Source organism: Chryseobacterium sp. HNCC26DJ239, assembly GCF_057180445.1.
The window spans coordinates 241,439-253,400 of the sequence record NZ_JBXUGJ010000003.1; the positions used below are offsets into that span (position 1 = coordinate 241,439).

Here is an 11,962-nt window from a genome sequence, read left to right on the forward strand (position 1 = left end):
CTGAACTTTTTTGTTTTACAAAGTGAAATTCTCCTTCATCCATTTCAGTTTGTTGAAGCTTTTCAAGAATTTTGTTCGGATGGAAATAAATTTTTCCTGCGCTTCAATCACTTTATTTTCTCTAGAATTAATTAAGAAAAGCGAGCTTTCACCGTTGCTGTAGCGGGTTTCTTCGGCGTAAAGAAGTTTTCTGTAATTTTGAAGATTATTTCTCGAAAGGTCAATCTGCGTGTAATAATTTAGCATTTCGTTTTTGTACGTTTCAATTTTTACATCCAACTCTCGCATTTTCATATTAGTGTCTAGTTCGTTTTGACTTAATTTCAGTTTTGCTTGTTCATAGTTTGCTCTTGCCTCTCTCTGGAAAACAGGGATTTCTAGCTTTAAACCATACTGAAAGTTGTTATCAAACAAAGGCAGAAAGTCTGTAGAATAATTTTCTTTATTGAAAAAATTATAGGTGAAATCTAATTTTGGAAGGAAACTTTGCCACTTCAAACGTCTTTCGCTTTCCAAAATATTTTGCTTTTGCTGATAATATAAAATCGATTGATGAGAACTAATTTGTCTGGCTTCCACATCATGAATTAAAAACTCAAAATCGTTGTACGCCAAGTGTTGCTCAAGATTATCCGAAGGATAAATCATCGCTGAAAGCTCATAAAATTGCTGATTATCTTTCCAGAGAAATAACTGAAGTTGCTGTGTACTTTTTACAAAATTCAAAAAAGCATCTTTTTGCTGTAATTCAAAACTTTGAAGTTGGGAAAGTGCTTCAATCGTATCGATTGCCGGTTTTTCACCAAATTCAAACGTTTTTCTAGTAAGTTTCAGCCTTTCTTTATTGTTTTCTACAATTTGAGATTTCAATTTATAGATTTCATAGTTCTGAACCCATTCCCAATACGTGTTTTCCGCTTCCAGAAGTAGTTCGTTGGTGAGAACGGCTTGTTCTGCTTCGGTCATTTTTAAGCCAAATTTAGCCTGGTCGAGCATCGCTCTTCTTTTATCATACAAAAGATTTTTCGCCAAAGGAACCGTAACTCCGAATTGATACAAACCTCCTTTCGTGTCACTGTTATTCAGCTTTTGACCGTCGAGATGATTATAACTTCCGTGAATGTCGATTCCGTACCAAGTTGGAATTCCGAGTTCCACATTTTTCTGTTCGTAATATTTGGTTCCGTCGATGTTTTTCTCGCCTAACTTTCCTGCTAAAACTGGGTCGAAACCACCTCTTGCTTTGGTAATTTCTGCTGCAGCCATTTTATTTTGCAACTGATATTTTAAAGCTAAAGGATGGTAGTTTTTAACGATATTAATAAATTCTGCAGAAGAAATCTTCAGTGAATCTTGTGCAAAATTGAAGCTGAATATCATTAGAAAAGCGAGAAATAAAAATTTATTTTGCTTTTTCATCTTTCCCTGATTTTTCTTGTGTTACTTCATAATAATCTGGTGGGAAACCATTGATGTTTCGCCACAACTCGTACCAAATTGGAACGTCATTTAAGATTGCAATTCCTTGTACGCCGGTTCCCATTTTAATTTTTGGAGGCCATCTTTTTTCGTTTTTATCTTCAATTACTAGCGCTTTAAACATGCCATTTGGGCTAATGTTGCTTTCTACAGCAATTACTTTTCCGGCAAATGTTCCGTAGCTAGAATTTGGCCATCCTGAAAAGACAATTGCAGGAAAACCATCGAAAATACACATCACGCGCTGACCTTCTTTTACCAAAGGAAGATCTACAGGTTTTATGTAAATTTCTACCGCATAATCTACTTTGGTAGGAACAATGGTTCCGATGTTTTCGCCATCTTTTAAAACTTCGCCGATTCCTGCTTTGTTCAGCTGAACAATTTGGCCATCTTGTGAGGCGATAATAAAATACAAACCCTGTCTTGCTTTGTAATTGGCTACCTGATTTTGAAGTTTTGCGATTTCGCCGTCGCTTCCTTCAATCTGTCCCATGCTTTGGAAGCGTTCTCCTTCAATTTTGCTCAGTTTTTCGTTGTAATCTTGCGTTACTGCGTTTTGTTCAATCTGAGTGTTTAGTATTTCCTGTTGGGTTTGGGCTACTTTATTTTCCGAAGCTGTTTTCTTTGCCACTGCATTTTGATAAGAAATACTTCTCTGCTGAAACTGGGTTAAAGAAACCAATCCTTCATCATACATTTTCTTTTGTCTTTTAAATTGGTCTTCAGAAAGTTGCAGTTCATTTTTTACTGCAGCAAGTTCAGCCTGTTCTCCTGCTAATTTATTATTGAGCTGAAGAATTTTTATTTTAACTTGATTTAATTTTAAATCTCTCGCGGCGTTTAAGGCTTCCAACTGGTTTTTTGCTGTCCCAGCTTTTGCTTCATAATAATCTCTTACTCCTTTTTTTGCTTCTACTTGCTGCTCCGTTCTTTGCACCAAAAGAGGATCCATATAATCTTCCTTAATCTCTGAAAGTTGTAGCAAAGTATCGCCTTTTTTTACATAATCTCCGTTTTTTACATTCCATTTAATGATTCTTCCGGGGATTGGAGAATTCAGTTGCTGTGGTCGTTGCGATTGGTAAAGTGATGTTACATCGCCTTTCACCTTAATGTTCTGCGTCCAAGGTAAAAATAAGGTGATGATCGCAGCGGCCATGAAGATGTAAAACCATACTTTAACCTTTGATTTTTTATGAATACGATATATTTTATCGAATGATTGTACTTTCATTTTGTGTGAATTTTTATGAAATAATTCTTAGAGTTCCGTCTTGCAGGTGAATGTGCTGATCTGCATTATAGATAAGATTCTCGTCTGGTGAAACAATAACGATTGTTGTACTATGTTTAATTTCTTGCAGGTATTGAAGCATTTTATGTTGGAATTGTTCAGACATTCCTGCAATTGGATTTTCGAGCAAAAGCAATCTTTTGTCGCCTAAAAGAGAACGAAGCATTAAAATTTTCTTTTTAGAGCTGAAAGTAAGTTCAGAATCTGTCTCACTAATATTTGTGCTAAAACCTTGGCTGAATGCACTTGAAATACTTTCTATACCAAGTTTATCAGAAAGATGCAGAATGCTTTCTGTATTGCTTGTTGTATTACCAAGAAGAATGTTTTCTAAAACGCTTCCTTGTATTACTTTCATATTTTCAAGATATAAACCCACGTCATTTCTGAACTGCGTTTTGTTTAGGTTGGTTAAAGGAATTTTATCAAAAAGTATCGTTCCGGAAGTAGGTTCGTAAAAACCTGCAAGCATGTTGAGAAGCAGAGATTTGCCAGTTCCCATTTTTCCTGTCACCACCGTAATACTGTTTTCTTTAATTTTAAAATTGAGATCAGACAAAATAGTAGGTGTATCGCTGAATCCAAAAGCGACTTCCTTAAACTCTATTTCAATGCCTTTATCTTTTTGCGATAACTCGATATCGCCTTCAATTTCTTCGCTTAGTTCGGTCACTTTGGTAAGTTTCGCATAAGAAGCAATAAGATCATAATAACTTTCAAGACTTACAATAAGTTTTTCAACCGCCGACATAATGGTTAATACCACAATTTCGGCAGCAATAAAAGCTCCGATGTTTAGTTGTTGATTAATCATTAAGTAGGTTCCGATTGCTAAAATCGCAAATGTGATGATTACCTTGAATGCTATAATGGTTTTGTACTGAAATACCAAAATTTTGAAGTGAGAAGTTCTGTGGTCTAGATATTCCGAAACTCTGAGATCGGTACCTTCAAGATGTGTTTCTTTTCGGGAATGCATTTTAAAGGTTTTTACCGAAGCGGCAATATCTTCGATCCAAGCGGCGGTGTCGTATTTTTTATCACTTTCCTGAATGCTAGATTTTATCCCGCTTTCCATGCTGTAAATAAAGATGAGAACCACCAAAACAATCACCAATGCACCAAAAGCCAAAAACCATGGGTGGTAAAACGAAAGCAAAAGTATCCCAAATACAATCTGTATTAAAGCTGTAGGAATTTCTAATAATATTTTCGAAATTCCTTTTTGAAGCGTTTGTACATCAAAAAATCGGTTTACCAGTTCTGGCAAATAATATTTTCTAGTATCTGAAAGATTTACTTTTGGAAGCTTTTCGGCAAAGGCAATAGAAAATTCTACAAAAATCTTCTGTTGAATTTTTTCTATTATCTGTAAAACTTTTAGCCTAAAATGTCCTACCAAAAAAGTTCCTAATACAACGAAGAATATTAGTAAATAGATGGAAGTAACCATGGTAGCTCCCATGATAAAGCTAATAATCGACTGAATTCCCAACGGGATGCTCAGTGAGACCAAACCATTTAAAATTGCGTAAAAATAGATGTTGGTTACATCTTTTTTCTCTTTTGTAATGTACTTAAAGAGTTTTTTACTGTGTTCGCTTGCTGTTATTAATGCCATTTTCTTATTTGATAAGGTTAAATGTGATATGTTTTAAATATCCGAGAACATAAGTTTTGTGCTCGGTTTTTTGGTTGTCTGTAAGGTTAGGAAGATGCTCACTGAAAAAATGTTGATCATGAGCAGTTTCTAATAAAGTACTTGCCATTGAAACTGGGTACGGAAAGTTGGGTTGTGCCTCATAAACAATATCTGCAATATATTTACATAAGCTTTCTAGTGGGTTGAAGACTAGTTCTTTACTGATTTCGTCTACTTCTTTTACGAGGTAAGATTTACTGCTTTCCGAAATAACAATCGCATGTAATTTAGAAATATCGTAATCTTCCACTTCTTCACAAGAATTATTATGATGAGTGATGATTTCCAAGATTTTTTCTAATTTTTCTAATGGTATTTTAATCTCGGAAGTTTTTAGCTCAGAAATAAACTCAATGTAAGACCAGTACCAGTTCAAAATATAGGTAAGTAGTTTGTATTTTGAAGAAAAATAACGATAGATGGTAGCTTCTGTAGAATTTATTCTTGCAGCCAGTTTTTTAAAGGTGAAATGCTCAAATCCTATCTCGAAAATCAGCTCTATAGCGTGTTTTAGTATAGATTTTCCTATTTCACTGTTCTCGGGATCTTTGAGGTATAGTTTGTCGTTTAGTTTAAATTTTAACTGAAAATTCATAGACTTTTTTGTTTGAAAAGTTTCTTACTCAAAGTTAAATAACTATTTTCAATCAAAGTATTACTATACATTAGAATAGTATTAGAATGTGATTAGAATTTCGTTCTTTTTTAACATAAATTTAAGATTTTTTCCTTCAATTTTTATGATCCTAAGAATCAAAACATATGATATTTAAACCAAAGGTGTTTTATCAGTTAAAAGTTATAGAATTTTCTTTCCACCTTTATTTCATTTTTATTAAATTTGTCAACCTTTAAATTTTAATAAAATATAATAAAAATAAATATGAATCTTCACGAGTATCAATCAAAAGAGATTTTATCAAAGTACGGAGTTGCCATTCAACGTGGTTTCGTAGCAAACAACGTAGACGAGGCGGTAGCTGCTGCTGAAAAATTAACTGCTGAAACCGGAGCTCAAGGATGGGTGGTAAAAGCACAGATTCACGCAGGTGGTCGTGGTAAAGGTGGAGGTGTTAAGTTTTCTCCAAACATGGATAAGCTTAAAGAAAACGCTCAGAACATCATCGGAATGCAGTTGATCACTCCGCAAACATCTGCGGAAGGTAAAAAAGTAAATTCTGTTTTGGTTGCAGAAGACGTTTATTACCCAGGAGAAACTGAAACTAAAGAATTTTATGTTTCTATCCTTTTAGACAGAGCTGAAGGAAAAAATACAATCGTATATTCTACTGAAGGAGGTATGGATATTGAGCACGTTGCAGAAGTAACTCCTCACTTAATCCACAACGAATTAATCGACCCAGCTTTAGGATTACAAGGTTTCCAAGCAAGAAAAATTGCTTTCAACCTAGGTCTTGAAGGAAATGCTTTCAAAGAATTCGTAAAATTCATCTCTTCTTTATATAATGCTTATGTAGGAATTGATGCTTCTTTATTCGAAATTAACCCAGTTTTAAAAACTTCTGATAACAAAATTATCGCTGTAGATGCTAAAGTAACTTTGGATGGAAACTCATTGTACCGTCACAAAGATCTTGCTGAGCTAAGAGATAAGAGAGAAGAAGATCCTTTGGATGTTGAAGCTGGTGAAGCAGGTCTTAACTTCGTAAAACTAGACGGTAACGTTGCTTGTATGGTAAACGGAGCTGGTCTTGCAATGGCAACTATGGATATCATCAAATTATCTGGTGGTAACCCAGCAAACTTCCTAGACGTAGGTGGTACTGCAGATGCACAAAGAGTACAAACTGCTTTCGGAATTATCTTAAGAGATCCTAACGTAAAAGCTATTTTGATTAACATCTTCGGAGGTATCGTAAGATGTGACAGAGTTGCTCAAGGTGTTGTAGACGCTTACAACGCAATGGGAAGTCTTCCTGTTCCATTGATCGTAAGATTGCAAGGAACTAACGCTGTTGAAGCTAAAAAATTAATTGATGATGCTGGATTGCCAATTCACTCTGCAATTACTTTAGAAGAAGCTGCAAACAAAGTAAAAGAAGTTTTAGCGTAAGCTTAAATTTTTAAAATAAACAAAAACCGTTTCATGAAAATGAAACGGTTTTTTATTTACAATATCTTCAGTTTGTTGAAGAACTTTTATAACATTAGTTAATCTTCTACTTGTTTTGAGCTAGAAGAAGTAGTGGCTTCAGAAGCCGTAGTGGTTACATTAATACTTGTAGGAGTTACGAGGCGAATTCCTTCAGAATCTAAGCGTTCCTTAATTTTTGTATAAGCTTCGCTTTTTACGGCAAGCATATTGGCTCCCGTTTCCATCCAAAATCTTACTTGTAATGTAAAAACTCCCTGTTTTAAATCTGTGTAAATTACATCTACATTTTCTGGCTTGTCTAAATGAGACAAATTTTTTACTACGTCTAAAATACTAGTTTTTGCTATATTGATATTTTCGTCTGCGGGAATCTCGAAGTTTAAAATAATTCTTCTTTGTGGCGAAGCAGTTACATTAAAAAATGGTGCATTAAAAATAATTTGATTGGGTATAAATACTTTTTTACCATCATCTGTAATCATTTTAGTCGTAAGCAGACCAATTTCTTGTACTGTTCCTGAGTAATTCGAAATCGTAATGTAATCTCCTACTTTAAAAGCTTTGTCCATCCCAATTAACAGCCCTGAAAAAATACTTGATACAAGATCTTTTAAAGCGACTCCGGCAATAACACCGGCAACTCCTAAACTTCCGATAAACTTCCACAAAAATCCTGAGAAGCCCATTATTTCTAGCGTTATAAAAGTTCCTAGAAGTAAGATCAAAAATCGGAATACACTTATTGTAGTGGTGAGAGATGTTTCTGCTTTGCTTTTTGGAAGAAATTTATGAAAAAGTTTTACAGCAATTTTGCTCAGATAGGTACTGGTTAAGATAAAAAATGAAAAAACAATAGCTCCCACAATAAGTTTTGGGGTAAGTTCTGCAAACCTTATATACCAGTTTTCTAGTACTTTGTAGATTGTATCTGCGTAGTTGTGTCCGTTAATCTCCATAATAATCTTCAAATTTAAAAAAAATATTTTTCTACAAAAATTTTGCCAAGTAAATAAAGTCTATTAAATTTGTAGACTAATAAAACAAAATATTATGTCAATAAAACTAGGAGACACCGCACCAGATTTTACCGCCGATTCTTCATTAGGAGAAATTGATTTTTATGATTTTCTTGGAGATTCTTGGGGAATTTTATTTTCGCATCCTGCAGATTTTACACCAGTTTGCACTACGGAATTAGGATTTACCTCAAAGCTTAAAGATGAATTTAAAAAGAGAAATACAAAAGTAATCGCGCTAAGTGTAGATGGAGTAGAAGACCATAAAAAATGGGTGGAAGACATCAACGAAACTCAGAAGACAGAAGTGCAGTTTCCTATAATTGCAGACAAAGATAGGCAGGTTTCAGAATTGTATGATTTTATTCATCCCAATGCTTCTGCTTCCGCTACTGTACGTTCTTTGCTGATTATTGACCCCGCAAAAAAAGTAAGGCTCATTATTACGTATCCTGCATCAACAGGAAGAAACTTTGATGAGGTGCTTCGCGTTTTAGATTCTTTACAGTTGGTTGATGAGTACACGATTGCAACACCTGCGAATTGGAAAAATGGGGAAGAAGTAATAATTCCGCCAACGATTTCTACGGAAGATGCAAAAGAATTGTATCCAAAAGGAGTGAGGGAAGTAAAACCTTATCTGCGATACACTCCACAACCGAATATTTAATAAGGTTTTTTATTTATTAGTATATAGTTTAGTTTAATTTGAAAAAAAGCGGCCTGAAAATTTTTCAGACCGCTTTTTGAATTCGTTTAAATATTGAAATGACGCTTATTTCACATCATTAATAATTTGTTTTCCTTTTGAAGTTGGCAAATAAATGCTAAATCCTAAACCGAAGTTAAGTCTTGAAGAAGATGGTGTATCTCCGAAACCTACTACAGTGTTGAATTTCAACATTCCTTCCAAACTGATGTTTGGCGTGATGAAGTAAGCATAACCAGGTCCTACTCCTAAAGTTAAACCTGTTGTAGAATCTCCACCATCAGAAATAGACTGTCCGCCAATTCCTGCAGTACCTTCTAAGAAGAATCTTCCGTGTTTCAATAGATTATCTACTCCTTTTTCTCCTGGGCTAAGATAATATCTACCTAAAGCTCCAACTCCGTAAACATAGGTTGTAGGTGCGTTTTTTTGACCAGCAAAACCGAAGTTTACATAACCCCCAATTGCTAAATTATCTTGAATGAAGTAAGCGCCTTTTGGCTCTAAAGAGATGTTGTAACCAGCACCTTTATCTAGACCGAAATCTGCATTCATGATAGTTCCGCCAACAAACCAGTTCCCTTTTTGAATTTGAGCGTTTGCGTGTGAGGCAAGTCCGGCAACAGCAAGAGCTGCTGTAAAAATTAATTTTTTCATAGTATTTGTAATTAATAGTAAAATTATTGAGGTACTAATTTAGCCAATTATTGTTAAATACCGTTAAAATTTTTTTATGTTTTAAATCAGTAAAAGGATTACAGCAGCGATAAGACCTGCGATCGTAAATTTAATTCCTCTTTTAAATGCTTTAGATTTTACATTAAACATCCAAAAACTTGAGATTACAAAGAAGAAAAGACAAATTCCAAAGAATGCATTAAGCGGAGAAAGACGGTCTTTAGACTGAGATTTGTGCAGTTTCGTCATTTTTTCGAATACAAAAGGAAGTTCTTTTTTGGTGTATTTCGCCTGTCCGGTTGCAGTATCGTAAGTTCCTTGTTTGAATTTTAGAATGCTACCTTCAGTTTTTTCAACTTCTAAATTTTTGATTCTCAGTTCTTTTCCTAATTCTTTTTCAGAAAGATTCTTTTTTACAACTTTGTCGATTTTCTTCTCATTTTTCAAGAAATCGGTGTCTCTGTAGATAAGTAAAACCCCGCTAATTGCGTAGATTGCCATAATTCCCGCCATAAAGTAACCTAAATAACGGTGGGTGATTCTCATAAAAGAACGAGTGTCTTTGATTTTGTCCATTTTTTCTAGTTTTTGTTTAAAATTTCAAAAGTGGAAACTGCAAAATTGCCGTTCCCACTTTATATTTATTTAGCGTTGTTGTTTCTAAATTATAGTTTGTACGTTAGTGTAAAATAATAATTTCTTGGTGTAATTGGGTTTACAGAATAGTTTTCGTGGATGTTATAATTAACGACATCAAAGATATTCCCTAATTTCCCTTGAACCATGAATTTTTTCCAGCCATATCCTACAGAAATATCCACAGTGGTAAAACCGTTTACATCTATCATTCTTGTTACTTGTTTTTGACCTTTTACATCGTTCCAACCAGCTTGTCTGTCTCCTGTGTAAAATGCTGTAGCTCCAATTTTAAGTCCTTTAGCAAAGCTAGTAAATGTATAAAATGCTGAAGCATTTGCTGTAACTGCAGGTGTTCTTACCAATCTTTGATTTTCTACAAAACCATTTTCTGGTGTGTTTGTGTACACAGTGTTGTTATAAGAAACTCCTCCAATTAACGAGATATTTTTGTTTGGATTTCCTGTTACATCAAGCTCAACTCCACGGCTGCGAATATTCCCTGCATAAACTCTATACAAAGCAACGTTTCCACTTGGTAAATAAGGTGCGGTATAGGTGTCTCTGTTATTGATTTGATATGCTGTAAGGTTTACTGCAATAGCATTGTTCCAAAGGTTTTTCTTTACTCCCACTTCATATTGGTCTACTGTAGACGCTTTCAAAGCAGCACCACTTTCGTCAAAACCTGTATTTGGCGAGAATGAGTTGGTGTACGTTGCAAAAACAGAAAGATTATCATTTGGGTTATAGATTAAGCCTAATTTTGGAGAAAATGCCTCATCAGAACTTCCAGAATTTTCTGTTGTTTTTTCTGTTCCTTCTAAGAAATTTTTTACTACAGTATCATCATTTTTTATGTTGGAATATCTAATTCCTGCAAGAATTTTGAAATCATGAGTTAAATTGATGAAATCCTGCACATAAACTCCATATCTTTTAGTATCGATTCTGTTTCTTGTAGAGCGAGTTGTATTTGGCATCGGTCCTTCGTTGGTATACGAAGAAGGGTTATTTAAGTATAAAACAACGGGCGTAGTAGCATCAATTTTATATGCGTACGTATCTGCTTGTCCTAAATCTCCATCTGCTCCGATGAGAATTTTGTGAACAATTTTACCTGTTTTAAATTCTCCGTTTACATTAATTTGTGCCGAAGTATAATTTTGCTCATTATAACTTCTTCCGATAGGTCTAGACCAGCTTGGGTTGAAATTATTCGCGGCAGAGTTGTATGCCCACTGAACTCTCTCAGTAGAAAAATAATCTCTTGTATAGTTTTGATATGCAATAACACTATTAATTGTCCATTTGTCGTTAAACTTATGGTTTACAATTACATCTGTAGTTGCCTGTTGTACTTCTTGATATTGCCAATTGGTTCCCAAGAAAGTTCTTCTGTCGATTTGTGTTGCTAAAGTAGAAATTCCCGTGGAGCTGTCTGTAATACTACCAATTCCAAAATCTGGGGTGAAATAGTTGTATAAATAATCTGCTTCTACAATAATTTGTGTATCATCACTAATGTTGAAAGCAAAAGAAGGATTGAAGTAATTCTTTTTAGATTGAACAAGGTCTCTGAAACTTTCAGCATATTCATAAGCTCCGTTCATACGAAAAGCTACTTTCTTTGAAAGGGGACCATAAATATCAATTGTTGGTTTGTAAGAATTCCAGCTTCCTGCACTCATTCCAACAGTTCCACCAAATTCAAATCTTGGTTTTTTAGTGACTAAATTTACAATTCCTCCAGGCCCAACATTACCATACAGCATCGCATTTGCGCCTTTTAAAACTTCCACTCTTTCAAGACCAGAAACTTCAGGGAAAACTCCGCTGTTTACTTTTGTTCCGTTTTTAAATATGTTATCACTTCCGAAAGTAAAACCTCTTCCACCAAAACTGTCTTGCGAACCTCCTCTAGACGAAGTGAGATAAATTCCATTTACGTTTTTTACTACATCGCTTAATTGCTTTGCTTGTTGCTGTTCAATAATTTCATGGGTAACTATTGCAATTGGTTGTGGCGTTTCCATGATACTAAGGTTAGACTTAGTTGTCATAGGTTTCGCTTTATTAGGATTTCCTGTTTTGTGTAAGTTGATATCTTCAATTTCTTGAATTCTTAATGTATCTGTTACCGTCTTTGTCTGTTGCGCATTTGCCGAGAAGCACGCTACAATAAGTCCTAAAGCTACCAGTTGCTTTTTCATAAGTTTAGTTATTTAGAAAGAATTTAAATAGATTGCAAAAGTAAATTATAATTTAGAATTAATAAAAATAAAAGAATGATTTTTGTCACTTTATTTTAAATTATTCTAAATATGGA

10 protein-coding genes are annotated in these 11,962 nt (G+C 34.4%); 2 read left to right on the forward strand and 8 right to left on the reverse strand.

The window, feature by feature from the left end:
* Nucleotides 1-15 precede the first annotated feature (15 nt).
* The 4 genes from AC2A1D_RS07780 to AC2A1D_RS07795 are packed head-to-tail and all read right to left on the reverse strand — an operon-like array spanning nucleotide 16 to nucleotide 5,073.
* Nucleotides 16-1,419 (reverse strand): TolC family protein, encoded by a 1,404-nt coding sequence (locus tag AC2A1D_RS07780; protein WP_484043065.1) that lies wholly within the window; start codon nucleotides 1,417-1,419, stop codon nucleotides 16-18.
* Nucleotides 1,403-2,716 (reverse strand): HlyD family secretion protein, encoded by a 1,314-nt coding sequence (locus AC2A1D_RS07785; RefSeq protein WP_484043066.1) that lies wholly within the window; start codon nucleotides 2,714-2,716, stop codon nucleotides 1,403-1,405. The genes AC2A1D_RS07780 and AC2A1D_RS07785 overlap by 17 nt, the downstream gene beginning before the upstream one ends.
* A 13-nt stretch (nucleotides 2,717-2,729) precedes the next feature.
* A complete protein-coding gene (locus AC2A1D_RS07790) occupies nucleotides 2,730-4,397 on the reverse strand; it encodes a peptidase domain-containing ABC transporter (protein WP_484043067.1) in 1,668 nt (555 codons plus the stop codon).
* 4 nt (nucleotides 4,398-4,401) lie between these two features.
* On the reverse strand, nucleotides 4,402-5,073 hold the full coding sequence (locus tag AC2A1D_RS07795) for a TetR/AcrR family transcriptional regulator (RefSeq protein WP_484043068.1): 672 nt from the start codon (nucleotides 5,071-5,073) through the stop codon (nucleotides 4,402-4,404).
* Between the two features lie 288 nt (nucleotides 5,074-5,361).
* Here AC2A1D_RS07795 and sucC point away from each other — a divergent pair, with 288 nt between their 5' ends.
* A complete protein-coding gene (sucC, locus tag AC2A1D_RS07800) occupies nucleotides 5,362-6,552 on the forward strand; it encodes an ADP-forming succinate--CoA ligase subunit beta (protein WP_484043069.1) in 1,191 nt (396 codons plus the stop codon).
* A gap of 98 nt (nucleotides 6,553-6,650) precedes the next feature.
* Here sucC and AC2A1D_RS07805 read toward each other — a convergent pair whose 3' ends face one another.
* Nucleotides 6,651-7,550, reverse strand: a complete 900-nt coding sequence (locus tag AC2A1D_RS07805; RefSeq protein WP_484043070.1) for a mechanosensitive ion channel family protein — start codon at nucleotides 7,548-7,550, stop codon at nucleotides 6,651-6,653.
* Between the two features lie 94 nt (nucleotides 7,551-7,644).
* On the opposite strand from AC2A1D_RS07805, the gene AC2A1D_RS07810 reads away from it, so the two are divergent.
* On the forward strand, nucleotides 7,645-8,280 hold the full coding sequence (locus AC2A1D_RS07810; RefSeq protein ID WP_484043071.1) for a peroxiredoxin: 636 nt from the start codon (nucleotides 7,645-7,647) through the stop codon (nucleotides 8,278-8,280).
* Nucleotides 8,281-8,385: 105 nt separating this feature from the next.
* Here AC2A1D_RS07810 and AC2A1D_RS07815 read toward each other — a convergent pair whose 3' ends face one another.
* The 3 genes from AC2A1D_RS07815 to AC2A1D_RS07825 all read right to left on the reverse strand — a co-directional run bounded on the left by AC2A1D_RS07815 (nucleotide 8,386) and on the right by AC2A1D_RS07825 (nucleotide 11,846).
* Nucleotides 8,386-8,976 (reverse strand): outer membrane beta-barrel protein, encoded by a 591-nt coding sequence (locus AC2A1D_RS07815; RefSeq protein ID WP_484043072.1) that lies wholly within the window; start codon nucleotides 8,974-8,976, stop codon nucleotides 8,386-8,388.
* Between the two features lie 81 nt (nucleotides 8,977-9,057).
* Nucleotides 9,058-9,573 carry a hypothetical protein gene (locus AC2A1D_RS07820; protein WP_484043073.1) on the reverse strand — a complete coding sequence of 172 codons (516 nt, stop codon included), beginning with the start codon at nucleotides 9,571-9,573 and terminating at the stop codon, nucleotides 9,058-9,060.
* Nucleotides 9,574-9,662: 89 nt separating this feature from the next.
* Nucleotides 9,663-11,846 (reverse strand): TonB-dependent siderophore receptor, encoded by a 2,184-nt coding sequence (locus AC2A1D_RS07825; RefSeq protein ID WP_484043074.1) that lies wholly within the window; start codon nucleotides 11,844-11,846, stop codon nucleotides 9,663-9,665.
* Nucleotides 11,847-11,962: the final 116 nt, after the last annotated feature.

Bases quoted from the DNA above. Each gene is read 5' to 3' on its own strand.
- AC2A1D_RS07780 (WP_484043065.1), bottom strand. From the start codon at position 1,419: ATGAAAAAGCAAAATAAATTTTTATTTCTCGCTTTTCTAATGATATTC.
- AC2A1D_RS07785 (WP_484043066.1), bottom strand. From the start codon at position 2,716: ATGAAAGTACAATCATTCGATAAAATATATCGTATTCATAAAAAATCA.
- AC2A1D_RS07790 (WP_484043067.1), bottom strand. From the start codon at position 4,397: ATGGCATTAATAACAGCAAGCGAACACAGTAAAAAACTCTTTAAGTAC.
- AC2A1D_RS07795 (WP_484043068.1), bottom strand. From the start codon at position 5,073: ATGAATTTTCAGTTAAAATTTAAACTAAACGACAAACTATACCTCAAA.
- sucC (WP_484043069.1), top strand. From the start codon at position 5,362: ATGAATCTTCACGAGTATCAATCAAAAGAGATTTTATCAAAGTACGGA.
- AC2A1D_RS07805 (WP_484043070.1), bottom strand. From the start codon at position 7,550: ATGGAGATTAACGGACACAACTACGCAGATACAATCTACAAAGTACTA.
- AC2A1D_RS07810 (WP_484043071.1), top strand. From the start codon at position 7,645: ATGTCAATAAAACTAGGAGACACCGCACCAGATTTTACCGCCGATTCT.
- AC2A1D_RS07815 (WP_484043072.1), bottom strand. From the start codon at position 8,976: ATGAAAAAATTAATTTTTACAGCAGCTCTTGCTGTTGCCGGACTTGCC.
- AC2A1D_RS07820 (WP_484043073.1), bottom strand. From the start codon at position 9,573: ATGGACAAAATCAAAGACACTCGTTCTTTTATGAGAATCACCCACCGT.
- AC2A1D_RS07825 (WP_484043074.1), bottom strand. From the start codon at position 11,846: ATGAAAAAGCAACTGGTAGCTTTAGGACTTATTGTAGCGTGCTTCTCG.